The sequence below is a fragment of the Arboricoccus pini genome (assembly GCF_900187945.1).
In the GTDB taxonomy this organism is placed as follows: domain Bacteria; phylum Pseudomonadota; class Alphaproteobacteria; order Geminicoccales; family Geminicoccaceae; genus Arboricoccus; species Arboricoccus pini.
Genome location: NZ_FYEH01000006.1, coordinates 13,693 through 36,629, shown reverse-complemented (window position 1 = coordinate 36,629; position 22,937 = coordinate 13,693). Strand labels below are relative to the sequence as shown.

At 65.1% G+C, this 22,937-nt stretch carries 22 protein-coding genes; 6 read left to right on the top strand and 16 right to left on the bottom strand.

The annotated features are described in order from the left end of the window. Positions 1-155: 155 nt before the first annotated feature. Positions 156-1,385, top strand: coding sequence for an MFS transporter (locus CFB17_RS09695; RefSeq protein ID WP_088561348.1), 1,230 nt, complete (start codon positions 156-158; stop codon positions 1,383-1,385). Between the two features lie 9 nt (positions 1,386-1,394). Here CFB17_RS09695 and CFB17_RS09690 read toward each other — a convergent pair whose 3' ends face one another. Then, a complete protein-coding gene (locus tag CFB17_RS09690; RefSeq protein ID WP_088561347.1) occupies positions 1,395-1,841 on the bottom strand; it encodes a MerR family transcriptional regulator in 447 nt (148 codons plus the stop codon). A gap of 78 nt (positions 1,842-1,919) precedes the next feature. On the opposite strand from CFB17_RS09690, the gene CFB17_RS09685 reads away from it, so the two are divergent. After that, the gene (locus tag CFB17_RS09685) at positions 1,920-4,214 is read left to right on the top strand and encodes a heavy metal translocating P-type ATPase (RefSeq protein ID WP_243389839.1); all 2,295 of its coding nucleotides are present in this window, start codon (positions 1,920-1,922) and stop codon (positions 4,212-4,214) included. 438 nt (positions 4,215-4,652) lie between these two features. Here the strand turns inward: CFB17_RS09685 and tgt are convergent, their stop codons facing one another. The 5 genes from tgt to CFB17_RS09660 all read right to left on the bottom strand — a co-directional run bounded on the left by tgt (position 4,653) and on the right by CFB17_RS09660 (position 8,846). Then, positions 4,653-5,801, bottom strand: a complete 1,149-nt coding sequence (gene tgt / locus CFB17_RS09680) for a tRNA guanosine(34) transglycosylase Tgt (RefSeq protein ID WP_088561555.1) — start codon at positions 5,799-5,801, stop codon at positions 4,653-4,655. A gap of 544 nt (positions 5,802-6,345) precedes the next feature. Next, on the bottom strand, positions 6,346-6,567 hold the full coding sequence (locus CFB17_RS09675) for a DUF1127 domain-containing protein (protein ID WP_106408567.1): 222 nt from the start codon (positions 6,565-6,567) through the stop codon (positions 6,346-6,348). 544 nt (positions 6,568-7,111) lie between these two features. Continuing rightward, the gene (locus tag CFB17_RS09670) at positions 7,112-7,666 is read right to left on the bottom strand and encodes a cytochrome b (protein WP_207762002.1); all 555 of its coding nucleotides are present in this window, start codon (positions 7,664-7,666) and stop codon (positions 7,112-7,114) included. 5 nt (positions 7,667-7,671) lie between these two features. Then, positions 7,672-8,235 (bottom strand): YceI family protein, encoded by a 564-nt coding sequence (locus CFB17_RS09665; protein ID WP_088561345.1) that lies wholly within the window; start codon positions 8,233-8,235, stop codon positions 7,672-7,674. Between the two features lie 26 nt (positions 8,236-8,261). Then, positions 8,262-8,846, bottom strand: coding sequence for a YceI family protein (locus CFB17_RS09660; protein ID WP_165769531.1), 585 nt, complete (start codon positions 8,844-8,846; stop codon positions 8,262-8,264). A 193-nt stretch (positions 8,847-9,039) separates the two neighbouring features. On the opposite strand from CFB17_RS09660, the gene CFB17_RS09655 reads away from it, so the two are divergent. After that, positions 9,040-9,528 carry a PRC-barrel domain-containing protein gene (locus CFB17_RS09655; RefSeq protein ID WP_165769530.1) on the top strand — a complete coding sequence of 163 codons (489 nt, stop codon included), beginning with the start codon at positions 9,040-9,042 and terminating at the stop codon, positions 9,526-9,528. A gap of 137 nt (positions 9,529-9,665) precedes the next feature. On the opposite strand, the gene CFB17_RS09650 is transcribed toward CFB17_RS09655, so the two are convergent. Continuing rightward, the gene (locus CFB17_RS09650; RefSeq protein WP_088561342.1) at positions 9,666-10,250 is read right to left on the bottom strand and encodes a hypothetical protein; all 585 of its coding nucleotides are present in this window, start codon (positions 10,248-10,250) and stop codon (positions 9,666-9,668) included. A gap of 75 nt (positions 10,251-10,325) precedes the next feature. Between CFB17_RS09650 and CFB17_RS19640 the strand changes: the two genes are divergently transcribed. Further along, positions 10,326-10,754, top strand: a complete 429-nt coding sequence (locus CFB17_RS19640) for a hypothetical protein (RefSeq protein WP_088561341.1) — start codon at positions 10,326-10,328, stop codon at positions 10,752-10,754. Positions 10,755-10,866: 112 nt separating this feature from the next. On the opposite strand, the gene CFB17_RS09640 is transcribed toward CFB17_RS19640, so the two are convergent. From CFB17_RS09640 to CFB17_RS09620, 5 genes are all read right to left on the bottom strand, one after another. Beyond that, positions 10,867-11,262, bottom strand: a complete 396-nt coding sequence (locus CFB17_RS09640) for a carboxymuconolactone decarboxylase family protein (protein ID WP_088561340.1) — start codon at positions 11,260-11,262, stop codon at positions 10,867-10,869. Between the two features lie 57 nt (positions 11,263-11,319). Continuing rightward, positions 11,320-11,769, bottom strand: a complete 450-nt coding sequence (locus tag CFB17_RS09635) for a (deoxy)nucleoside triphosphate pyrophosphohydrolase (protein ID WP_088561339.1) — start codon at positions 11,767-11,769, stop codon at positions 11,320-11,322. After that, complete coding sequence (gene argJ / locus CFB17_RS09630) at positions 11,766-13,004, bottom strand: bifunctional glutamate N-acetyltransferase/amino-acid acetyltransferase ArgJ (protein ID WP_088561338.1); 1,239 nt, start codon at positions 13,002-13,004, stop codon at positions 11,766-11,768. Before argJ ends, CFB17_RS09635 begins: the two co-directional genes overlap by 4 nt. A 110-nt stretch (positions 13,005-13,114) precedes the next feature. Next, a complete protein-coding gene (locus tag CFB17_RS09625; protein ID WP_165769529.1) occupies positions 13,115-14,026 on the bottom strand; it encodes a peptidylprolyl isomerase in 912 nt (303 codons plus the stop codon). 77 nt (positions 14,027-14,103) lie between these two features. After that, complete coding sequence (locus CFB17_RS09620; RefSeq protein ID WP_165769528.1) at positions 14,104-15,228, bottom strand: bifunctional class I SAM-dependent methyltransferase/GNAT family N-acetyltransferase; 1,125 nt, start codon at positions 15,226-15,228, stop codon at positions 14,104-14,106. A 139-nt stretch (positions 15,229-15,367) separates the two neighbouring features. Here CFB17_RS09620 and CFB17_RS19165 point away from each other — a divergent pair, with 139 nt between their 5' ends. Together CFB17_RS19165 and CFB17_RS09615 are read left to right on the top strand one after the other, a co-directional pair. Continuing rightward, positions 15,368-15,607, top strand: a complete 240-nt coding sequence (locus tag CFB17_RS19165; RefSeq protein WP_165769527.1) for a hypothetical protein — start codon at positions 15,368-15,370, stop codon at positions 15,605-15,607. Between the two features lie 230 nt (positions 15,608-15,837). Beyond that, on the top strand, positions 15,838-17,616 hold the full coding sequence (locus tag CFB17_RS09615; protein WP_088561335.1) for an ABC transporter ATP-binding protein/permease: 1,779 nt from the start codon (positions 15,838-15,840) through the stop codon (positions 17,614-17,616). A gap of 44 nt (positions 17,617-17,660) precedes the next feature. Here CFB17_RS09615 and queA read toward each other — a convergent pair whose 3' ends face one another. The 4 genes from queA to CFB17_RS09595 all read right to left on the bottom strand — a co-directional run bounded on the left by queA (position 17,661) and on the right by CFB17_RS09595 (position 22,934). After that, complete coding sequence (gene queA / locus CFB17_RS09610; protein ID WP_088561334.1) at positions 17,661-18,725, bottom strand: tRNA preQ1(34) S-adenosylmethionine ribosyltransferase-isomerase QueA; 1,065 nt, start codon at positions 18,723-18,725, stop codon at positions 17,661-17,663. Between the two features lie 110 nt (positions 18,726-18,835). After that, positions 18,836-19,342 (bottom strand): pantetheine-phosphate adenylyltransferase, encoded by a 507-nt coding sequence (coaD, locus tag CFB17_RS09605; RefSeq protein ID WP_088561333.1) that lies wholly within the window; start codon positions 19,340-19,342, stop codon positions 18,836-18,838. Between the two features lie 40 nt (positions 19,343-19,382). After that, positions 19,383-22,166 (bottom strand): DNA gyrase subunit A, encoded by a 2,784-nt coding sequence (gene gyrA, locus CFB17_RS09600; RefSeq protein ID WP_279311739.1) that lies wholly within the window; start codon positions 22,164-22,166, stop codon positions 19,383-19,385. A gap of 105 nt (positions 22,167-22,271) precedes the next feature. After that, positions 22,272-22,934: a DNA-3-methyladenine glycosylase family protein gene (locus tag CFB17_RS09595; RefSeq protein ID WP_088561332.1), complete on the bottom strand. Its 663-nt coding sequence runs from the start codon at positions 22,932-22,934 to the stop codon at positions 22,272-22,274. Positions 22,935-22,937 lie beyond the last annotated feature (3 nt).

Here is a 22,937-nt window from a genome sequence, read left to right as displayed (position 1 = left end):
ACGCCTGCCGCCATAGGCCGGCCGGACGGTCCGCGCGGCTGCATGCTTCAAGGGTCAGTTCCGCTCTGCGGGCTTGGAAGCCATGTGCCGCAAGGGGCTGATTCTTGAGCGCACGTCATATAAATGAGCGTCGTTGGCAAGAGCAGGGACGTGGCATGAGCAAGGTCGCTCCTTTGGACGATGGGGCATCGCGGCCGACATTGATTCGCGTTGGCACGATCGAGTACCGCCGGGCCGCGTTCGGGCTGTTTTTGGGCGGCTTTGCCACCTTCGCCTTGCTCTACAACACGCAGCCGCTCTTTCCGATGTTCACCGAATATTTCGGGCTGGGCGCCGCCTCGGCCAGCCTGGCGCTTTCCGTGACCACGGGCACGGTGGGCATTGGGTTGGTCTTTGCGAGCTCGCTTTCCGAGGTGGTCGGCCGCAAGGGGATCATGACCGTTTCGATCATCCTGGCAGCCTGCTTCGACCTGCTGGCGGCCTTCTCGCCGACCTTTGGCCTTCTCCTGTTGTTTCGCGCGCTTGAAGGAATCGCGTTGAGCGGCCTTCCCGCGGTCGGCATGGCGTATTTGGCGGAGGAGGTCGAGCCGACCCATCTGGGCGCGGCCATGGGCATTTATATCGGCGGCAATGCGATCGGCGGCCTGGGCGGACGCCTGATAACCTCAATACTGGCCGACTATGCCTCCTGGCGCGTCGCCCTTGGCTCGCTCGGCGCTCTCAGCCTCGTGATCGGTATCGCCTTTTGGAACGTGCTGCCGGAGTCGCGCCATTTCACAGCGCGCAGCTTCGACCCGCCGGCCCTCATGCGCTCGTTGCTCCACCATTTTGCCGATCCAGGACTGCGGTTGCTTTTTGCGACGGGCTTCCTGCTGATGGGCAGTTTCGTGAGCGTCTATAATTATCTTGGCTTTCGGCTGACGACACCTCCCTACAATCTCAGCCAGACGGCCGTCGGCGTTGTCTTCATCGTCTATTCTCTGGGCATCTTGAGTTCGGCCTGGGCGGGCAAGGTGGCCGACCGCTTGGGCCGACGCCGGGTCCTTTGGGTCTTCATGATGGTGATGCTGTTAGGCCTGCTCCTGACAGCGCTCTCTTCGCTGGCATTCATTTTCCTGGGCGTGGCGCTGTTGACCGCCGGCTTTTTCGCGGCTCACTCGATCGCCAGTTCCTGGGTTGGTCGGCGGGCACGTGTCGACCGCGCGCAGGCATCCTCGCTCTACCTTTTGGCCTATTATATGGGATCGAGCATCGTCGGCACTTCGACCGGCCTTGCTTGGTCCAGCCACGGATGGGCCGGCGTAACTACAGTCACCGGCGGGCTGCTCCTCCTGGCCGTGGCCGTCGGTCTCCGTCTGCGTAAGCTCGAACCGCTTCCGCTCTAGGCCCTGGCCTCAGAGATCCTTTCCGTCGTGATGATCGTGCAGGCAATGCGCGTGGCTCTGGTCCGCCAGGACCTCGATGACTCGGCAGTCGCCGACCTGGCCGTGCCTGCCGTCCTCGATCATCCGCACGAGCTCGGTCTCGAGCGATCTGAGGCGAGCGATGCGATCGCGGACCGCGCGGAGGTGATTGTGCGCCACCTTGTCAACTTCGGCGCAGGACTGATCCGGCCGATCGCTTAGCGCCAGAAGCGTGCGGACGCTCTCCAGGGGAAAGCCAAGCTCCCGGCTATGGCGGATGAAGGCCAGGCGATCGAGATGGCCCTTGTTGTAGGCCCGGTGGCCGCCGGCTGTGCGTGCCACGGGCGGCATCAGCCCGGATTTTTCGTAATAACGGATCGTTTCAACTTTGGTGCCGGTCCGGGCCGCGAGATCGCCAATCGAGAAGGCGGCGTCCATGCGTGCGAAAACCTCTTGAACCTATAGCTACTACAGGTCCGATATTGTCAGGCGTGCATCAATTGCAAGAGGCCCGTCATGGTCGCCGACACCACCGTCCTTCCTGCCCGCCAGCCATTGCGCTATCGCATTGGCGGCATGGATTGCGCCAGCTGTGCGGGCAAGATCGAGACTGCTGTCAGGCGCAAGCCCGGCGTGTCCGACGTCGCCGTGAGTTTTCAGCGTCAGACGCTGGCCTTCGCTCTCGACGAAGGCCAGACTCCCCGGGCCTCGATCGAGGCGCAGATCCGCAGCCTGGGCTATGACGCACGTCTCCTGCAGGATGAGGCCGCACGCGCGCCGGAACCGGCAAGCGACTCATGCTGTGGCCACGACCTTGGCGACAGTCATGATCACGATGACGACCACGGTCATGATCACCATGACCATGACCATGACCACGAGGATGGGCACGATCACGCGCATGGGCAGGGAAAGGCGCAAGCCGCTTCGGCTGCGCATGCCCATGATCATGGGACGCCAGAGAAAGGGGCCTGGTGGCAGGCCAGGCGTTTCCGTTGGCTCGCGGCGATCGGCGTATTACTCGTCGCGGGCTATCTAGCGGGTCTCCTGCTGCCGGTGACCCAAGGCTGGGCCGAGTTGCCGGCCGCCCTTGTTGGACTCTATTGGGCCGGCCGGCGGGCGTTCGCGCTGGCCCGTGCCGGGTCACCTTTCAGCATCGAGATGCTGATGACCGTCGCCACGATCGGTGCGCTCTTGATCGGTGCGCCGACCGAGGCCGCCGTCGTCGTCTTCCTCTTCACCCTGGGTGAGGTCATGGAAGGCCTGGCGGCAGGGCGTGCCCGGGCGGGCATCCAGGCGCTAGGCGCTCTTGTGCCGCGTACTGCCCTTTTGGTCGAAGCCGGGCAGACGCGCACGGTGCCGGCGGAGGAGGTGGCGATCGGCCAGCATGTGCTGGTGCGGCCGGGTGATCGTGTCCCTGTCGACGGTCGGATTCTGGAGGGCCTCTCCGAGCTTGACGAGAGCCCGGTTACCGGCGAATCCGTGCCCGTCCCCAAGGGGGTGGGCGAGCAGGTCCTGGCCGGTAGCGTCAATGGCAGCGCGGCGCTCACCGTGGAGACAGAGCGGGCCGCGTCGGACAACACGATCGCGCGCATCATCCAGATGGTTGAGGAGGCGGAAGCGGCGCGTTCGCCGACCGCCCGCTTCATCGAGCGGTTCAGCACCTATTACACACCAGCCGTGGTTGGCGTGGCACTGCTCACCGTACTCCTGCCGCCCCTGCTGTTCGGTGCTCCCTGGGATACCTGGATCTATCGCGGCCTGGCGCTCCTCCTGATCGGCTGTCCTTGCGCCCTGGTCCTCTCCACCCCGGCCGCCATCACCTCGGGGCTGGCGGCCGGCACGCGACGTGGCCTGCTCGTCAAGAGTGGTGCGGCCCTGGAAGCGATCGGCAAGGTCAAGTCGATCGCCTTCGACAAGACGGGGACGCTGACCCGAGGCGAGCCGGCGGTCACCGACATCGAGCCACTGGGTGAAGGCGACGACTTGGAGATCCTTCGTCTGGCCGCCGCCGTCGAGGGCGGTTCGAGCCATCCCTTGGCGCGTGCCATCCTCCAGGCGGCAACGGCGCGGCAGATCGTCTTGCCCAATACCAGCAATGCGAAGGCCGAGGCTGGTCGCGGCGTCGAGGCGGACGTGGAAGGCGCTCGCGTGGCGGTGCTGGCACCCCGTCATGCGAACTTGGCGGAGGCGGATGGCCGGCGCGTGGCCGAGCTGGAATCGGCGGGCAAGACGGTCGTGGTCGTCATAGCGTCGGGCCGCCCCCTTGGCGTAATCGCCCTGCGTGACGAGCCTCGCGAGGACGCGGCTGCTGCCATCGCCGAGCTCCGACGCCTAGGGATCACGTCAAATATGCTCACAGGCGATAACCGGCGTGCGGCGGCGGCGATTGGGGCGACCTTGGGCGTCGAGGTCATGAGCGAACTCCTCCCCGACCAGAAGCTGACCGAGATCGGTCGCCTGCGCCAGGGTGGTCCCGTCGCCATGGTGGGCGACGGGATCAACGACGCGCCGGCCCTGGCGGCGGCGTCGGTCGGAATCGCCATGGGTGGCGGGACGGACGTCGCGCTGGAAACAGCCGACATAGCGCTCTTGAAGGCCAAGGTGCAGGACGTGCCGGCTCTCATCCGCCTCTCGCGCGCCACGCTTGCCAACATCCACCAGAACGTGGCCGTGGCGCTCGGTCTAAAGCTCGTCTTTTTGATCACCACGCTCGTTGGCCTGACCGGACTCTGGCCGGCGATCCTGGCAGATACGGGAGCGACGGTCCTTGTCACCTTGAACGCGCTGCGCTTGCTCCGGTGGCGTTAGGTCACCATTGTCGGCGCGGCGGGCGCAAGCCGGCGGGTCCATTCAAGGCAGGGCAAGGCCGTCTGCGCTGTGGCACGGGGGCAGCCTAGCGTCAGGGGGCGCCCGATTAAGCGCCGCATGGCAACGATCGTCTGCTACCAGCTACATGGTCGAATGCGAGGTCTAGCATCGGTACGGCGGATGATGATGCGGTCGGTGTTGATCGGCAGCTCTTGATTGGGCTGCGATCGGCCGGGTCGGCACTATCGCCTATGCGGCCGATCGTCTGGGCCGCTGCGCCACGCCCAGGAGGCCGACCTTTCTCGCCTCGTCGCAGCTCGTGGCGCCCGGCATGCTCGGACATCCGCTCCTATCGAGCGGGAGCGGTGGAAGATCCGACCTATCGGTGGACGTACGGCATGTCGCGGAGGCCTGTTGTCCTGAGAGGTGCATCGCCGATCAGCGAGCATCTTTTTGAATGGGCAGAGGCGGGATGTCGCCTGCCGCCTCGCTGGCTAGCATGTCGGCAACGAATTGCTGCGAGCGACCGTCCTCGATCGCCTGACGCAGGCCGCGCATGACCTCCTGATAATACCAGACATTATTCCAAGAAAGGAGCGTCGCCCCGAGGATCTCCTCGGACTTGACCAGATGATGCAGGTAGGCGCGGGAATAGTCGCGCGTGGCCGGGCAGTCCGCCTCGGGATCAAGCGGTCGTGGATCATCGGCGTGGCGGGCATTGCGCATGTTGAGCGGGCCGCGCTTCGTGAAGGCCTGGGCCGTGCGACCAGAGCGCGTCGGCATGACACAATCGAACATGTCGATGCCGCGCAGGACCGCGCCGGCCATATCCGCGGGCTTGCCCACGCCCATGAGATAGCGGGGATGTGTCGTCGGCAGGTGCGGGCAGGTCCCTTCGAGGGTCTCGAACATCAACGCCTGCGGCTCGCCGACGGCAAGCCCGCCGACGGCGTAGCCATCGAACCCGATAGCGGCCAGCCCCTTGGCCGAGCGGGCGCGAAGCTCGAGGTCGGTTCCGCCCTGGACGATGCCGAAGAGCCCGTAACCCTGGCGCGGCTGGAATGCCTGCTTGCTGCGCTCCGCCCAGCGTAGCGACAGTTCCATGGCCCGCTCGGTTTCATGCCGCTCGGACGGCAGGCGTATGCATTCATCCAGCTGCATCGTGATCGTGGCATCGAGAAGGTGCTGGATCTCGATCGAGCGCTCAGGCGTGAGTTCGTGCCTCGAGCCGTCGATATGCGAGCTGAAGACGACGCCTTTCTCATCCAGCTTGCGCCTGGCTGCCAGCGACATAACCTGGAAGCCGCCGGAATCGGTGAGGATCGGGCCGTCCCAGCCCATGAAACGCCGCAGGCCGCCCAGCCGCGCGATCCGCTCGGCACCGGGCCGCAGCATCAGGTGATAGGTATTGCCAAGCACGATCTGCGCGCCGGTCTGGCGTACCATCTCGAAGGTCATGGCCTTGACGGTGGCAGCGGTGCCGACCGGCATGAAAGTCGGGGTGTCGATGACGCCCCAGGCTGTGTGCAGCCGACCGCGCCGGGCGGCACCATCCACGGCCATGAGTTCGAAGCGAAATTCGGGCATCGTCTTGCAAGGCAGGTGAACGGGAAAGGCTGCCCGATATGCCCTTATTCGTCGTGAAACGAAATAGGGTCCCGCATTGGGCCGTTCGCTCTCATGCATCCGGGAAGGGTGGTGGCGAGGTTGCTCGCCATCCGGGGCGCACGCGGCCGCGTCTTTAGCCCGCGTCTTTAGCCCGCGTCTTTAGCATTGTCGGTTGATCATCTGCCCGACCTGCACGCGGGCAAAAGCCGACATCCGGGCCGCGGCCAAGTCGATTGCGCTTTGCCGGCACCGCGTCAGTCAGATTCGATTAGCGAGCCTAGGTGGGAATGCTCGCCTTATTCCTTGGGTCCGGCCGCATCAGCTAAGCGAACGACATCTGTCGGACGCGGGATCGGTCGTGTTGGAGATGGCACTGAACATGAAAAAGGCGCGATCACTAAAGGTGATCACGCCTTGTTTCAGGAGGGGCAATCATGCCCGGCGACGTTCGCCTCGGTTCTGTCGACGAACTCTCGACGGTTGCTTTGAACCGTCTTTCAGCGCTTGCGCGCGACATCGCCGATCAGGCGGCAAGGCCGGTGGCGACGGCGTCGCGACGATCGCGCCAGTCGTAAAGGTCGATCACGCCATTCTCAGCGCTTTCACGGGCAAGGCGCTTGATGTCGATGCGCGAGATGCCGAGGTCGGAGAGGTCGCGGTCGCTCAGGAGCGAGAGCTCGTAGGCGGTCTGGCTTTCGCGGCGGCGGCGCTCGATGAGCGATGAGAGTTTTGCGAAGAGTGCCATGTTCGGGATGTCCATCTTGGCGGTTGCTTCGTGCTGTTAGATGCGCCTCGCCGGAGTTGAGCGGTAGCGGGTGTGTTGCAACGCAGCATTGCAGACTCGGTTGGCGGCGTTAACCTTTGTGAAGCTTTTTAGTCACAGGCCAACCGCCTAGGATAAAAGGCTTTTTATCGATCGTGCCCGAGATGCAACGACCTCTCGGAATGGATGAATATCCGCTGCGACCGTTGATCACAGCAGGCTGTCTGGCGGCTGCTGGACGTTGCTGGTGGAGGGTCTGCAACGACGCTAGCTGAGGCTTCCATGCAGGAACGGAAGCCAGCCATGCTCACAGCCCATGCCAGTACGTTGTCGATATCGCCGCCGCCGCCCTCGCGCAGGTCTGCGCGTCTTCGCCAGCGTCCAGGACAGGCATCCAGCCATCGACTCCGCCGAACTAGAGGACGGCTCAGGCGATCAGCCGGGCGTGATCCAGCACATCTTGCGAGCCGGGCCTTATAAAGGCGGCCTTGACGAGCCGTGCGACAACTCGACCTGACGTGCGTGGTCAGCCTTTGAGCATCCGCTTTAGAATATCGTCCCGGTCGATGACCTGATGCTTGAGGGCCGCAGCCACATGCAAGCCAAGAACGATGACGAGGAGCCAGCCCAGTTGATCGTGTACCCACTTGAAAGTCGTCTCGGCGGCGGCGTTCGGACCTAGAAGGTGGGGCACGTGCCAGATCTTGAAGTAGATGGTGGGAATGCCCAGCGTCGAGCTGGAGGCCATGAGATAGCCCGAGAGCGGAATTCCCAGGATCAGGACATAGAGGAGAGCGTGGCTCGCATGCGCGGCCAGCCGCTCCCAGCCCGGCATGTGGGGCGGCATGGCGGGTGCAGGGTTCAAGGTGCGCCAGAGCAGCCGCACCACGCCCAGCGCGAAGGCCGTCAGTCCCAGGCTCTTATGGAGCTGGTAATCGTCGAACTTCGCCATCATGGCGCTGTCGGGCAGGCTCACCATGTAACGACCGAGGAGCCAGATGGCGACGATAAGGAGTGCCATCCCCCAGTGGAGCAGGCGGGCGGGCCAGCCCCATCCATTTGCGGTGTTCATCGTCGCCATGCTGTTCAGCTCCGTTTGGCGCTGACGTCGAAGCTTACGCCGACATCGAGGCTTACGGTGTCGCCGCTGGGGTCCGCCTCCTTGCCGACGCCATAATCGAGCCTCGGCAGCGACACGCTGCCGGTGGCATGCGCCTGATCGCCGTCGATGGTGATCGTCACGTCGTGCGTCAGATGCTGCGTGACGCCACGGAGTGTCAGTTCCGCCTGGACGGTGTAGACGTCGCCTGCATGCCTTGCGATCGATAGGGTCTTGTAGACCGCCTGCTGCGTCTTGTCGGCATCGAGCCAAGACGCGCTCTTTGCCTGGCCGTCGCGCCCGGCATCGCCGCTGGCAAAGCTCGTGAGGTCAATGGTCATCGTGATCGCGGCGTGTTCGAGATCATTGGGGTCGAACTCGATGGTACCCGCGAAGCGGTCGAACGCGGCCTTAATCTCGCCGCCGCCTTGCTTGAAGTCGACGGCAAGCCGGGACTGAGCGGGCTCGAGCTGCCAGTTGGCCGCACGCGCCGTCGCCGGCGCCAGCGAAAGAGCCGCCAACAGCAGGTAGATCGTCTTGAACCGGCGCATGCGCGGGCCTCCTGGAGATCGGATGCTCAGTTGATGAAGGCTTCGGTGTCGATCCGCAGCGGTATCTCGTCACCGACCATCGGCGCATAGGCCGACATGCCAAAATCGGTGCGCTTGATCTTGCCCTCGACCTCAAGGCCGGCCGTCATCTTCTGGGTGATCGGGCTCTTCTCAAGCTTGCGTAGCTTGACGTGGAAGGTGACGGGCTTGGTGACGCCGATCAGCGTCAGGTTGCCAGTAACCTCCGCGGCGTTCTTGTCTTTCTTGTCGACGACTACCTTGGTGCTCGTGAAGGTGATGTCAGGAAACTTCGCGACATTGAAGAATGCGTCGGAGCGAAGATGCTCGTCACGCTTGTCCCACTGCGTGTCGATGCTGGCAGCCTTGACCGTGAACGCCACCTTGCTGTTCTCGGGCTTTTGCTGATCAAGGGTGATCGTGCCGTCAAAGTCTGGGAAGCGACCATGGACCGTCGAAAAGCCGAAATGGTCGACGTCGAAGGTGATCGAGGTATGTGACTTGTCGAGCGTGTAGGCGACGGGCTCGGCATGGGCGGCCAGTGGTACGGCCACGAAAATCGTCAGAAGGGCAGCCTTGGCAAGGCGTAACATGTGGGGGTCTCCGGATCGGGTCATGAAGTCTCGTTAAGCTCTCGCTTCGTAGCGGATTTAGACGCGTCGGGTCGATTCAACTATTGGGTTGTGGGCAGTCAGACTGATCCCGAAGCGGAGACAATGGCCGGGAACATCTGATATGCCCACCATTCGCCCCAAAAGGGCCAAACATGAAGGAAAGGAGGTCGTCATGCGTGTCTGCCCTTCTCTCCTGCTGTGCCTGCTGCTGGCGAGCTTGCCGGCCCTGGCGGAAGAAGGTCTGCCCGGCTCGCCCACGGGCCGTTTTCCGGGCGGATCGCCGGCGGCCTCGAGCGAGGGGGCGTCGGCGCGTCCACCACCCCAGGCGGCGGCGATCCTGCCGGTCGATGCGGTCCGCGCCAGCCAATTGCTGAACAAGCCGGTGCTGGGCATCGATGGCAAGAGCCTTGGCACGATCGTCGACCTGGAGCTTGACCTTGAGAGCGGCGAGGTCACCCACTTCGTCGTCAAGACGGGCGGCTTTATGGGTGTGGGAGGAACGGCCTTCCTGCTCGGACGGCGCGCGGTGCGCTGGGCGCCGGACGGCGCGCTTCGAACCGACATGACAGCAGCTCAGATGCAAAATTTGGTCGTCCTGCCCGAGGCCGAGGATCCCGTGCGTGCGACCGAGGATGCAAGCCCGCCACCGCCCGAGCGCTAGCGGTGCGCTCGGATGGCCGCTGTCTTCAAGGGCGCCGGCCGATCGAGGATCCGGCGCCCCATGGTGAACCTCCATGGGCCGAGAGGGCGATTGCGTCGCGCATGACGAGTTCGCTGGCCGAGACGGGCTGCCCGGGCCTAGAAGCCGACGCTGCCACCAGGACGAACCTTCATGCCCCAGAAATCGAGGCCGGTATCGTCGACATAGGTGTCGGGGAAGAGCCGGCCGCTGGCCTGCCAGACCAGGCGCTCCATGGCGGCCCGCGAGGAGTCGGCCGCGACGCCGACAATGCCGGCCACGGCGTTCGGACCCTCGCACCAGGCCGCCGACAATTCAGGTTGCCGGCGTGGTATCGGCTGGACCGTATTGCGGCCGGCGCAGACATCGGCGGCGACGCGCGGACCGTCGAACCAGAGAACCAGCCGGGCTCCCTCGATGCGGCCGGGCGGCACCACGACCGGGTCGAAGACCGGCTTCAAGAACTGGATGCCGCTGGCGGCTGCCCTGACCGTATCGGCCGGGCCCAGGCTCTCGGGCACCTGGCGGAGCTCAGCCGGCACCGGCCCGTTATCGACCATGGCGCGCAGATGGGCGCGGGCCAGGCGGGCATCGCCGATCGGCTCGGCGCCCCTGAAGCTGGGCTCGCCTGCACAGGCCGCCAGCCAAGCCAGGAGCGGCAGTGCCGCCAGCGCTCTTGACCTTCGGCCAACCCTTGCCCTCATAGTCGTTCCAAGAAGCCGCCGCATCCTTGCCCCGTTTCCCGATCAGCGATGCGGCAGGAGAGAGCGAAGCCCTGCATGCCGATCCATCCGGATCTCCGTTGGTATTATCCGATCGACTGGCCTCTTATCAGCCGTCGCATCCGTTTCGATCGCGCCAAGGGACGATGCGAGTGGTGCGGCCGTCCCGACCGCGTTCCCTTGAGCCAGCTTCCCGATGGCCGCTGGTTCGACGAGGAACAGCGGCGCTGGCGCGGCGACAAGGGTGAGGAAGCACCCTGGCCCGATTTCGTCGAGTACACCCATGTCGTTTTGCGGCGTTTCGTGCTCAGCACGGCGCATCTCGACCATAATCCCGGCAATTCCCGCAAGGAGAATCTGGCCGCCCTCTGCCAGCGCTGCCATCTCCGTCACGATCGTCCCGAGCATGGCCGCCGCCGGGCAATAACGATCCGCCTGCGCCGTGCCTTGGGTGATCTCTTCGACGGCCCGCATCGACGCTGGTAGCTCTTCCTCTCCGCGCCGACAGCCAGCCGAGACCGGGAAGCGTCCGCAGTTGCGATAGCCGCAAGATTCCCCGGCTCAAGCAGCGCGACGCGCGATAGCCGCAAGAAAGCCTCTAGTCTTTGGGGCCGCCAAACTGGGCATCGACCGGGATGCGATAGCCCTGTGCCAGGCGGTTGGTCTCGTTCGCCATGCCGACGACGGCCAGGAGTTCGCCCAGCATGGCGTCGCTCATGCCGGCCTTCCTTGCCGCAGCCGTATGGCTGGCGATGCAGTAGTCGCAGCCATTGCTGGCGCTGACCGCCACATAGAGCATTTCCTTGACGAGCGGGTCGAGGGCGCCCGGCGCCATGATCTCCTTCACGCTGGTCCAGGTGCGCCGCAATCCCTTGGGATCGTTCGCCAGATACTTCCAGAAATTATTGACGTCGGTGACACCGCGGCTCGCCATGATGTCGTCATAGACTGCCCTGACCTCAGGCGAGGCGTCGGCGTAATCGATGGGCTGCATCGGGCTTGTGTCCTCCAGGAGGGACAACGAGCGAGGAATGGCGACCCGGGACGACGCTCAGGTCAGCAACTCCTCCAGATGGGCGATGAGCGGCAGATCGGCCGGCGGCATGGCGAGATTACGCAGCTCATGCACCCGGCACCAGCGGATGGCCTGGTTTTCCCGGCCCGCCGGCGCACCATCGAAGACGCGGCAGACATAGAGCGGCATCAGCAGGTGGAAGTCCGGGTAGGTGTGGCTCGCGAAGGTCAAGGGGGCCAGGCAGGCGGGCTTCGTGCGCACGCCCAATTCCTCGAAGAGTTCGCGAACGAGGCAGGCCTCGGGGCTCTCGCCCGGCTCCAGCTTGCCGCCCGGAAATTCCCACAAGCCGGCCATCGCCTTGCCGGCTGGACGCTCCGTCACGAGGACGCGACCGTCGGCGTCAAGAAGCGCGCAGGCAGCCACCAGGAGCAGCCGGCCCGTCGAGCTCGGCTCGGGCACCGCCGCGCAGCCGGCTCCATCACTCATGAGCGATAATCGGCGTTGATATCGATGTAGCCGTGCGTCAGATCGCAGGTCCAGACGGTGGCTTTACCCGGCCCGGTGCCGACCTCGATGTCGATGTCGATCTTCTGACCTGCCAGATGAGCGGCGACAGGTGCCTCGTCGAGATCCGGCACGGCGCCGCCGTTGCGGGCGACGGGCGTACCGCCGAAGGCGACGCCCAGCCTTGCGAGCTCGATCGTCTCGCCGGCTCTGCCCACGGCCATGATGATCCGTCCCCAGTTGGCATCGCCGCCGGCAATCGCGGTCTTGACCAAGGGTGAGTTGGCGACGACGAGGCCCAGCCGCCGGGCAGCCCGGTCATCAAGGGCACCGCTGACGGAGATCTGGATCAGCTTTTGCGCCCCTTCGCCGTCGCGCACCACCTGAAGGGCCAGATCGAGGAGGACATGGTCTAGGGCCGCCTTGAAGGCCGCCAATGCCGGATCCTCGATGCCGGTTACCGGCGTGTTGCCGGCCTTGCCGCTGGCCAGAAGGAGAAGCGTGTCCGAGGTTGAGGTATCTCCATCGACGGTCGTGGCATTGAAGCTCTTGTCCGAGCCCTCCAGGAGGAGGGGCTGGAGAATGGCGGGCGGCAGGTCGGCGTCGGTGACGACGAAGGCCAGCATGGTTGCCATGTCAGGCGCGATCATGCCCGAGCCCTTGGCGATGCCGGCGATGGTTACCGTCTTGCCGCCGAGCTCCGCCGTGGCGAGCGCGCCCTTGGGGAAGGTGTCCGTCGTCATGATGGCGGACGCGGCGGCGGCGATGCCGTCCACGGCCAGGGCCGGGATCAAAGCCGGAATCGCGTCGATGATCTTCTCGACCGGCAGGCGCTCGCCGATGACCCCGGTTGAGGCCACGTAGATCTCTTCGGGCGCGCAGTCGAGGGCGGCCGCCAGCATCTCCGCTTCGGCCTTGACCGCGGCATCGCCCTCGGCGCCGCGAAAGACGTTGGCGTTGCCCGCGTTGATGATGACGGCACGCGCCTTGCCATGCGGCAGGATGCGACGGCCCCAGAGGACGGGATGGCCGGCCGTGGCGGATTTGGTGAAGACGGCGGCGACGCTCGTACCCGGGGCAGCCTCGATCAGCGTCAGATCGCGCCGTCCCTTATAGCGGATGCCGGCTTCGAGCGTGGCGAAGCGGAACCCCGCCACTGCCGGCAGGGCTGGAAAGGAGGGCGGTGCCAGGGGCGATGTCTCGGTGATCTTCGCCATGACGATGCTCCTCGCGCTTGCGGCCGGACCAGGACGCGGCCTCTTCAAGCCGATCCCTGGCTGGCCGGTCAAGCCATGATGCGCGCGAAGCCTGGCCGCGCGATGGCGGTCTATGGGTTGGCGGGGGCCGCCGGGGTCGTCGGCGCGCTCTCGGCCGGCTTGGGCGAGCCGTCGATCTGGAAGGTCTGGACCTTAGCATCCTTGCGAACGTCGGCTACGAGGGCGGTGACAATCTCGCGCGCCGTCTGGTCGCGGATCTCGGCTTCCTTCTCCTCGAAGGTCGGGATCTTGGTGCGCTTCTCGTCGACCCGGATGACGTGCCAGCCGAACTGGCTCTGGACCGGGGTCTGGCTGACGGTGCCGGGTTTGATTGTGAAGGCCGCGTCGGCGAACTCCTTGACCATCGTGCCGCGGGTGAACCAGCCGAGATCGCCGGCATTGGACGCCGCCGAGGGATCCTTGGAGAGCTTCTTTGCCAACTCGTCGAACTTGGCGCCCTTGTCGAGTTGCTTGATGACGTCCTGCGCCTCGGCTTCGCTCTGCAGGAGGATATGGTGCGCATGCACCTCTTCCTGCGCGAAGTCCGGCTGGCCCTTCATCTTTTCATAGATGGCCTTGAGCTTGTCATCCGTCGTGCCGGCCTTGACGGCCGCCTCGACGATCTGCTGCTGCAGGACCTGGCGGCGGGCCTCGGCCAGCGCTTCCTTGACCTCGGGGCGATCCTCAATCTTGTCCTTCTCGGCCTGTTCGGCCAGGAGACGTGCGTCGACGAGGCGCTCGAGCAGCGGATCGAAGATCGCCTGCAGGGGTACCTGGCGGTACTGCTCCGGCAGCATGGTCTGAGCGGCTTCGACGTCGCCCAGAAGGATATTCTGGCCATTGACGACCGCGACCACCGTGTCCGGGCTCGGCAAGGGTGCCGCCTGGACCGGCGGCGTGGATGCGTCCTGAGCGTCGGCCGTCAACCATGTGCCGCCGACGATGGCTGCCGCCAGGGTAAGGCTCTTGAGGGCTAGCCGCATCGGTTTGGGCTCCTGTTCGTGTTTTGGATCGTGGGACATTCAAAAAGGCAGCGCTTTGGGTAGGCGCGCTTGAGTGATCATCTTCGCTTTTGCCGCGCTGGGTGCGGGCGGGCCATGCTGATATGCGAAATGCCGCCATCAGGAAAGACCGGGCCGAAAGCCTGATAGCCGAAACGCCGGTAGAGTGGCTGGGCATCGAGCTGTGCTGAAAGGATCGTCTCCGGAATGCCGGCCGCGTCAAGCCGTTCAAGCAGGACCTCCAGCATGTGCGCGGCGATGCCCCGGCGACGCCAATGCCTGGCCACGGCCACACGTTGAATTTTCACCCGCCCGTCGGGCAGCGTCTGCCAGCGCAGCGTTCCGGCAGGCTCGCCATCCATGCGGGCGAGGAGCATCGGCGCTTCCTTGTCGAATGGCTCATATTCCTCGGCCAGAGGCACGCCTTGTTCCTCGACGAAGACGTGGCGACGGAGGGCCAGACAGGCATCGCGCGCTGCCCGGTCGGTCGCCTCCTCGAGTTGCAGAGCGACGGGGCGCTCCCGGCGCATATGGACGAACAGCATTGGTTGCAGGAAGAGTCGTCCGCCCTCCGGATGCGGCTTGCCCGCTCGCGCGAAAGCCTCCCGGATCGCCGGGGCGGCGCGTTCGATGATCGCACCTCGTGATGGATCGACGCCGACCGCGCGCCGCAGCAGGTCATCGGCGTGCTCGATGCGCCGCTCGCTCAGATATTCCAGGCACTCGACGATCCGGGCGCCGGGCAGACCCTCCATCGCCAGCGTCTGCGCCTCGCCCCGGATCGCTGTCTCGTCATCGATCGGCCGGAAAAGCTCGAAAAGCTCGCCCGACGGCCGGGGCTCGATGACGATGAGATCGCCCTTCGGGCAAAGACAGCGGAGGGCCGCCGCCAGTCCCGCCTGCATCTGGCCCCGAGGGAGATGGTGGAGGCTGTTGTGGAAGAGGACGAGATCGAAGCTGGCTGCCGCGAAGGGAAGTGCAAGGCCGCTGGCGGCGACGAACAGCGTGCCCGATACCGCCTTTGGCCGGCCGGGCAAGTCCAGGCCCAAAGACCGGGCACCCGCCGCCTGGAGCGTTGCGACGAGGGCATTGTCGCCACAGCCAATGTCGAGCACGCAGCGATCCTGCAGCTCCAGGCGGTCCTGAAGAAGGGTCATGGTCGTCCAGCGCTCGCGTTCGCTCATCCAGCCTTTCCTGGGGCGGGGCTTGGTAAGGTTGGGCGATGGTCTGGCATAATGGGTGTCCGAGCGATACCTTCTAGCGCATGAAACCTGCGCAACGCGTGGCCCGCAACCGGCCGATCCGTTTGTCCCGGACAAAACAATGACACGCTGGAGTGGTGGCACGTGGCTCTCGATCCTGCTGATCCTGGCCATGATCGTCGTGGCCGGCATGGTCGCCTGGTGGGTGTGGACACAGGCGGCGGATCTGCCGATCGGCCTGCACGGGATGATCGCCCTGGCGCTGGGCACGTCGCTCTCGATCATTCTGGCGATCGTCCTCATGGGGCTGGCCGTCAAAAGCAGCCGGAGCGGTCACGATGACGAGATCGGCCACGAGTGATCGCCTCCGGTATCACCAGGCTCGGCCGGATAGCCTCAGTCTCAAGCAGGGCCGAAGGCCGATAGACCCTGACTCCCGTCTGAAGCAGGCCGAAGGCCGATAGACGGCCAAAAATTGCCGGCGGCTTCTTGGTCGAACTTTCACTTTGGGGTTAATTCCGGCTGGGCCACATTGCGGCCAGCGCCGGTTTCATCGAGCCAGGCGCGTCAAGGCGCCACGCCAGGAGTATCATGTCGACCAATCTCGTCCGTCGCATCGCCGATACGAGGGGCTTCCTCTCGAAGATCTGGCAGCTCGCCAAGCCCTACTGGTTTTCGGACGAGGATACCCAGGTCCAGTTCTGGTTCGTCCGGTTCAAGGCGAAGGAACGCTCCGTGGCGCGCGTCCTCCTTCTTGCCGTCATCGTGCTCAATTTCGTCCAGGTCTGGCTCTCCAAGCTGTTCAATGACTGGTATGGCCGCTTCTATGATGCCCTCCAGGCCAAGGACGAAGCGACATTTTGGTGGGAGATGGGCGTCTTTGCCGTCCTTGCCTTCGTCTTCATCGTGATCGGCGTCTATACGCTCTGGCTAAGGCAGCTCTTGACCATCCGCTGGCGGCGCTGGGTGACGAATATCTATTTTCGCGACTGGCTCTCGGAGCGGACGTATTACCGCATGGAGCTGGCCAATCACGGTGCCGACAATCCCGAGCAGCGTATCGAGCAGGATGTGGCGCTGTTCACCACCCAGACGCTCTCGATCTCGGTGGGCCTGCTCTCCAACATCGTCTCGCTGATCACCTTTTCCTTCATCCTTTGGGCGCTCTCCGGACCGATCGAGTTCCTCGGCATCACGATACCGGGCTATATGTTCTGGGTGGCGCTGGTCTACGCGGCGATCGGCTCGGTGCTGACCTACTATGTGGGCCGGCCGCTGGTGCGCATCAATTTCATGCTCGAGCGTTTCAACGCCGATTTCCGCTATCAGATGACCCGCATTCGCGAGAATGCGGAAAGCATAGCGCTCTATGGCGGCGAGCCGGATGAGCGCCGCCGCCTGAATGGTGCCTTCGGCCGGGTCTACGATACGTTCTACGACTATATGGTCTATAATAAGCGGCTGACCTGGCTGACCTCGTTCTATGGTCAGGCGGCCATCATCTTCCCCTTCCTTGTGGCCGCACCGCGCTATTTCGCGGGGGCCATCCAGTTGGGCCAGGTCATGCAGATCTCCTCGGCCTTCGGCCAGGTGCAAGGTGCGATGTCCTGGTTCGTCGACAGCTTCTCCGGTCTGGCCGACTGGAAGGCCACCGTCGATCGTCTCACCCAGTTCGCCGAGGCGATGTCGGTGACGCATCGCGACCAGGCGAGGCACCCGGGCTTCGACGTCGTGCAGCGTGGCGACCGGCTCGTCCTCGACGATGCCGACATCGCCCTGCCGGACGGCCACGTCATCCTGAAGGGCACGGGCTTTGCCATCGAGAAGGGGCAGTCCGTCCTCCTCCAGGGTCCCTCGGGAAGCGGCAAGTCCACCCTCTTTCGCGTCCTGGCCGGCCTTTGGCCCTTCGGCAAGGGCAAGCTCACCCTGCCGTTAGGCACGCGCAATCTCTTCTTGCCCCAGCGGCCCTATCTGCCGATCGGTACGCTCGCGGCCACGCTCTGCTATCCCGACAAGCCCGAGGCGCACACGCAGGCCGAGATGGCAAGCGTCCTGGAGCTTTGCCGGCTGGGGCATCTCAAGGACCGGCTGGGTGAGCAGGAGAACTGGTCGATTCATCTCTCGCCCGGCGAGCAGCAGCGCTTGGCCATCGCCCGCGCCTTGCTCTTCAATCCCGACTGGCTCTTTCTCGACGAGGCGACCTCTGCCCTGGACGAGCCGACCGAAGCCTATCTCTACGGCCTCTTGAAGGAGCGCCTTGCCCAGACGACGCTGGTCAGCATCGCGCACAAGCCGAGCGTCGCTCGCTACCACGAGCGCCGCCTCGTCATCGACCCCGAGGCTGCCCGCATCGTCGAGCCGGCGGCCTGAGGCCGCCGGTAGCCCTCATCGACTCGCGCCTGAGGGCCGCTCGCTTATCCGGGCAGGCTCGCCTCGGCCCGTTCGATCAGGCAGGCATCGCCGTAGGAGAAGAAGCGGTAACGTTCTTTGATCGCATGCGCGTAGGCGGCCTTCAGGCGGTCCATGCCGCCGAAGGCCGAGACCAGCATGAAGAGGGTCGAGCGCGGCAGGTGGAAGTTGGTAAGGAGAAGATCGGCCGTGCGAAACTGCCAGCCGGGCGTGATGAAGATGCCCGTCCGGCCGCTGCGGGCGACGATCCGGCCCTGATCGTCGAGCGCGCTCTCGAGGGTGCGCAGAACCGTCGTGCCGACGGCCACGACGCGCCCGCCCTGGGCGCGCGTCCGCTCGATGGCGGCGACCGTGGCGGCTGGTAACTCGTACCATTCCTCGTGCATGATATGCCCGGCCGTGTCTTCGGCCTTGACCGGCTGGAACGTTCCCATCCCCACATGAAGGGTGAGGCTGGCGCGCTCGATGCCGGCGGCTGCCAGCCTGGCCAGCAGGGCCTCGGTGAAATGGAGCGCTGCCGTCGGCGCCGCTACCGCGCCGTCCCTTGCTGCAAAGACCGTCTGGTAGCGCAGCCGGTCGGCCGCCGTCGCACCGGCCGGCCGGTGGATATAAGGTGGCAGCGGCATGGCGCCTTCGGCCTTGATGCCGGCAAGCAACGCCTGGCCTTCCAGCTCGAAGGCCAAAAGAACCCGGCCTTCGTCATCCTTGCCCGCCACGCGAGCCAGGAGCGTCTGCCCCAGGCGGACCGGATCGCCCGCCCGCAGCCGCTTGGCGGGGCGGCAAAGGGCCCACCAGTGATCGGTGCCCGAGGGCTCGACGAGCGTCGCTGCGAAGACCAGGGCCGGCCGTTCACCCGAGGCCGCGCGGTGGCCTTCGAAGCGGACGGGAAGCACGCGTGTATCGTTGACGATCAGAAGGTCGCCTGGGCGCAGCAGGTCCGGCAATTCGACGATCGCACGGTCCGCGAGCGTTGCGCCGATCGTCAGCAGCCGTGCTGCGTCGCGATTGACGGCGGGCGTCTGTGCGATCAGGTCTGAAGGCAGGTCGAAATCGAACAGCGAAACGTCCAAAAACCGGTCCCCGAAGCAGCTATTTATCCGGATGAGCAGTGGCAGGGGGCCGGCGGCCCGGCTGCCGATCTCGGTGGAAGCGGGTGCTGAAGTCGCAAGCTGAGACGGCTTCAGCGTTGCCTACGGTCGAGTTCGGCTAGGACGAAGGGCGAGACCATCGACGAGACGTCACCGCCCAGGGCATTGATCTCCTTGACGAAGCGCGAGCCCAGGAACTGATGGTGCTCCGATGCCATGAGGAAGGCGGTTTCGATCTCCGGATGCAGCCTCTTATTGTTTGCGGCCATCTGGAATTCGTATTCAAAGTCGGAGACGGCCCGAAGGCCGCGAATGACCATCGTGGCCCGTACCTCAGCGGCAAATTGCATCAAGAGGTTCTTAAAAGAGCGGACTTCGACCACATGGCCTGGTGGCAAGGTGGCGCTGATGCCGGCGATTTCATGCTCGACCATCATCGTGCGGTGCTCGAGGTCGAAGCAGGGATCCTTGCCGGCATTGATCGCCACGGCGACGATCAGACGGTCGACCAGGGCTGCCGCCCGACGAATGATGTCGACATGCCCGTTATGAATCGGGTCGAAGGTACCCGGATAGACGCCAACGCGCGGCTCGGACATGGATGGCGGTCCTTTATGGCGGCGATAGCAGCCCGGCTGATCAGGCCGGGTCGTCGGCGGAGGAGGTGGTTGGCTCTTCTCCGTCCAGGATTTCCTCGTCGGCCACTTCGTCGACGCTCTCGCCCTCCGTCTCCGGGAGATGCGCTGCCGAGACGACCTGCTCAGCACCATCGGTCGTGAAAAGCTTGACGCCCTGCGTGTTGCGACCGGCGATACGGATGTCCTTGACCGGCATGCGGATCGTCTTGCCGCGATCCGTAACGAGCATGAGCTGGTCGCCATTGGCGACGGGGAAGGCAGCTGTGACCCCGCCATTTCTTGCCGAGGTCTCGATATTGATGATGCCCTGGCCACCTCGGCGCGTGACCCGGTATTCGAAAGCCGAAGTGCGCTTGCCAAAGCCATTGGCCGTCACCGTCAGCACAAGCTGCTCGCGATCGACATAGGCATCCAGTTCCTCCCGCGAGAGGAATTGCGGCTCGAAGGCCGTCTCGACGGGTTCGGCGGACTCGCCCTCCTCGCCATTGGAGAGACCATTATTGAGCTGGCGCCGACGCGCGTTGGCCCAGCGGAGCACTTCGTCGCGCTGCTCGGTCGAGAGCTCGATATGGTCGAGGATCGACATGGAGATGACGCGGTCGCCATCGGCCAGGTCCATGCCCCAGACGCCCTCCGAGCTGCGCGAGCGGAAGACGCGCACGGAGCTTGCCGGGAAGCGGATGGCCTTGCCGCCGGCGGCGGCCAGGAGGATGTCGTGGCTGTCGTCGCAGACTTCCGCACCGACCAGCTTGTCGTCGCCGTCCAGGCCCATGGCGATCTTGCCGTTCGAGGGCACGCGAACGAAATCGGCCAGCGCGTTGCGCCGGACCTTGCCGCGCGCGGTGGCGAAGAAGACGCTCATCTCGGCCCAGCTCGTCTCGTCCTCGGGCAGGGGCATGACCGCCGTGATCGACTCATTTTTCTCAAGGGCGGCGAAGAGATTGATCATCGCTTTGCCACGCGCTTGCGGCGTGCCGAGCGGCAGCTTGTAGACCTTGAGCTTGTAGACCCGGCCCAGGCTCGAGAAGAAGAGCATGGGCGTGTGCGTATTGGCGACGAAGAGATTGCCCACGATGTCGTCGTCGTGGGTGCGCATGCCGGCCCGGCCCTTGCCGCCTCGCCGCTGGGCGCGGAAGGTCGTGAGCGGGACGCGCTTGATGTAGCCGTTGACCGTGACGGTGACGACCATGTCCTCGCGCTGGATCAAGTCCTCGATATCCATGTCCGGTTCGGAATGGATATCGATCTCGGTGCGGCGCTCGTTGGCAAAGCGCTCCCTGACGTCCAGGAGTTCCTGGGTCGTCACTTCGAGCAGCCGCTCGCGCGAGCGCAGGATCTTGAGGAGCTCATGGATGCGCAAGGCGATCTCGCCAAGCTCGCCGGTGATCTTCTCGCGTTCGAGCCCGGTCAGGCGCTGCAGCTGCAGATCAAGGATGGCACGAGCCTGGCGCTCGCTCAGCCTGAAGGTCGAGGCATCCTGGCGTTCGGTTCCCTCCTCGGGCTCGATCAGCTCCAGGAACGGGGCGATCTGCTCGGTGGGCCAGGCGCGGGCCATCAATTCCTCACGCGCCGCCTGCGGATTGGGCGCGGCGCGGACGAGGCTAATGACGGCATCGATGTCGGCTACGGCGGCCGCCAAACCGACTAGGACGTGGGCACGGTCGCGCGCCTTGCCGAGGTCGAAGGCGGTCCGCCGGATAATGACTTCCTCGCGGAACTCGAGGAATGCCTCGAGGATGTCCCTGAGGGTGACGATCTGGGGCCGGCCACCCACCAGCGCCACCATGTTGATACCCCAGCTGGTCTGGAGCGAGGTGAACTTGAACAGCTGGTTCAAGACGACCTCGGGGTCGGCGTCGCGCTTGACCTCGATGACGACGCGCACGCCGTGCCGGTCGCTCTCGTCCCTGAGGTCGGCGATCCCCTCGACCCGCTTCTCGCGCACCACCTCGGCGATGCGCTCGACCATGCGGGCCTTGTTGACCTGATAGGGTACCTCGGTGACGATGATCGCCTGACGGTCCCGCACCTGCTCGAAATGCGTGCGCGAGCGCACGATGACGGAACCGCGGCCGGTCGTGTAGGCTTGTTGGATGCCGGCACGGCCAAGAATGATGGCACCGGTCGGGAAATCGGGACCTTTGACGATCTCGAGAAGCTCGCTCGTGTCGATCTGTGGGTTTTGCAGAAGGGCTATGCAGGCGTCGATGAGCTCGCCCAGATTGTGCGGCGGAATGTTGGTCGCCATGCCGACGGCGATGCCGCCGGCACCATTCACCAGGAGGTTCGGATACTGGGCCGGGAGCACGACGGGCTCGACCGTACTCTCGTCATAATTGGCGCGGAAATCGACGGTGTCCTTGTCAATATCCTGCAAGAGCGCGTCGGCGGCCCTGGCGAGGCGGGCCTCGGTATAGCGCATGGCCGCTGGCGGATCGTCGTCCATCGAGCCGAAATTGCCCTGGCCGTCGATCAGCGGCAGGCGCATCGTGAAGTCCTGCGCCATGCGGACCATGGCGTCGTAGATCGCCGAGTCGCCGTGCGGATGGAAGTTGCCCATCACCTCGCCCACCATCTTGGCGGACTTGCGGTGGGGCCGGTCGGATCCGTAGCCGCCCTCGCGCATGGCATAGAGGATGCGCCGCTGCACCGGCTTTAGTCCGTCGCGTACGTCCGGAAGGGCACGGCTGACGATCACGCTCATTGCGTAATCGAGGTAGGAGCGCCTCATTTCGTCTTCGATCGGGACGATCTCGAAGGGACGCGGCGTGAGGTTGCTAGCCACCGAAAACCGATCTCACAAGTTTGGGGGCGCCCGTGGCGGGCCACCTGGAAGGGTATTGGTAATTACCAGTTCGGGCCTGTTGTCACAAGCATGGCGCCGTCGCGCTCAGCCGGCCGCCGGCGTGGCCGTTCCATCGAGCGTGGCGCTGCCATAGACCCGCCAGAGCAGGATGGCGCCGGCGCCCCGCCAGGGTGCCCAGGGCTCGATCAGGAGGCGGAGCGCCTTGGTGGTGGGGCGAGCTTCCAGGCACTTCAGGCGTTGAAAGCCGATCTGCAGGGCAAGGTCGTCGGCAGGAAAGACGTCGGGCCGGCCAAGGGCGAAGAGAAGATAGATCTCAGCGCTCCAGCGGCCAAAGCCGCGAAGGGCGGCGATCGCCTGGATTGCCGTCTCGTCGTCGGCCCTGGCCAGGGCCCCCGTGTCGAGCGTGCCCGTGAGAATGCTTTCGGCCAGACCATGGGCGTACTCGATCTTGCGCCCGGAGAAGCCGCAGGCGCGAAGCGCCGGCTCGTCCATGGCCAGGATCGCCTCAGGCCGGACACCGTCCGGGCCGCAGGCCGCCTCGACCCGCGCCCAGATCGCGGCCGCCGCCCGAGTCGAGAGCTGCTGGGCGACGATCGCCTGGAGAAGGGTGGCGAAACCCTCGGGGCGGATGCGGGGCGCGGGGTAGCCCAGCCGTGCAAGGGCCAGTTGGACGTCTTGATCCTGCGTCGCCAGATGATCCAGGGCACGGCGCAAGCCAGACTCGTCCAGGGCATGTGGTGGGCTCATCGG

Bases quoted from the DNA above. Each gene is read 5' to 3' on its own strand.
- CFB17_RS09695 (WP_088561348.1), top strand. From the start codon at position 156: ATGAGCAAGGTCGCTCCTTTGGACGATGGGGCATCGCGGCCGACATTG.
- CFB17_RS09690 (WP_088561347.1), bottom strand. From the start codon at position 1,841: ATGGACGCCGCCTTCTCGATTGGCGATCTCGCGGCCCGGACCGGCACC.
- CFB17_RS09685 (WP_243389839.1), top strand. From the start codon at position 1,920: ATGGTCGCCGACACCACCGTCCTTCCTGCCCGCCAGCCATTGCGCTAT.
- tgt (WP_088561555.1), bottom strand. From the start codon at position 5,801: ATGCCCGAATTTCGCTTCGAACTCATGGCCGTGGATGGTGCCGCCCGG.
- CFB17_RS09675 (WP_106408567.1), bottom strand. From the start codon at position 6,567: ATGGCACTCTTCGCAAAACTCTCATCGCTCATCGAGCGCCGCCGCCGC.
- CFB17_RS09670 (WP_207762002.1), bottom strand. From the start codon at position 7,666: ATGGCGACGATGAACACCGCAAATGGATGGGGCTGGCCCGCCCGCCTG.
- CFB17_RS09665 (WP_088561345.1), bottom strand. From the start codon at position 8,235: ATGCGCCGGTTCAAGACGATCTACCTGCTGTTGGCGGCTCTTTCGCTG.
- CFB17_RS09660 (WP_165769531.1), bottom strand. From the start codon at position 8,846: ATGTTACGCCTTGCCAAGGCTGCCCTTCTGACGATTTTCGTGGCCGTA.
- CFB17_RS09655 (WP_165769530.1), top strand. From the start codon at position 9,040: ATGCGTGTCTGCCCTTCTCTCCTGCTGTGCCTGCTGCTGGCGAGCTTG.
- CFB17_RS09650 (WP_088561342.1), bottom strand. From the start codon at position 10,250: ATGAGGGCAAGGGTTGGCCGAAGGTCAAGAGCGCTGGCGGCACTGCCG.
- CFB17_RS19640 (WP_088561341.1), top strand. From the start codon at position 10,326: ATGCCGATCCATCCGGATCTCCGTTGGTATTATCCGATCGACTGGCCT.
- CFB17_RS09640 (WP_088561340.1), bottom strand. From the start codon at position 11,262: ATGCAGCCCATCGATTACGCCGACGCCTCGCCTGAGGTCAGGGCAGTC.
- CFB17_RS09635 (WP_088561339.1), bottom strand. From the start codon at position 11,769: ATGAGTGATGGAGCCGGCTGCGCGGCGGTGCCCGAGCCGAGCTCGACG.
- argJ (WP_088561338.1), bottom strand. From the start codon at position 13,004: ATGGCGAAGATCACCGAGACATCGCCCCTGGCACCGCCCTCCTTTCCA.
- CFB17_RS09625 (WP_165769529.1), bottom strand. From the start codon at position 14,026: ATGCGGCTAGCCCTCAAGAGCCTTACCCTGGCGGCAGCCATCGTCGGC.
- CFB17_RS09620 (WP_165769528.1), bottom strand. From the start codon at position 15,228: ATGAGCGAACGCGAGCGCTGGACGACCATGACCCTTCTTCAGGACCGC.
- CFB17_RS19165 (WP_165769527.1), top strand. From the start codon at position 15,368: ATGACACGCTGGAGTGGTGGCACGTGGCTCTCGATCCTGCTGATCCTG.
- CFB17_RS09615 (WP_088561335.1), top strand. From the start codon at position 15,838: ATGTCGACCAATCTCGTCCGTCGCATCGCCGATACGAGGGGCTTCCTC.
- coaD (WP_088561333.1), bottom strand. From the start codon at position 19,342: ATGTCCGAGCCGCGCGTTGGCGTCTATCCGGGTACCTTCGACCCGATT.
- CFB17_RS09595 (WP_088561332.1), bottom strand. From the start codon at position 22,934: ATGAGCCCACCACATGCCCTGGACGAGTCTGGCTTGCGCCGTGCCCTG.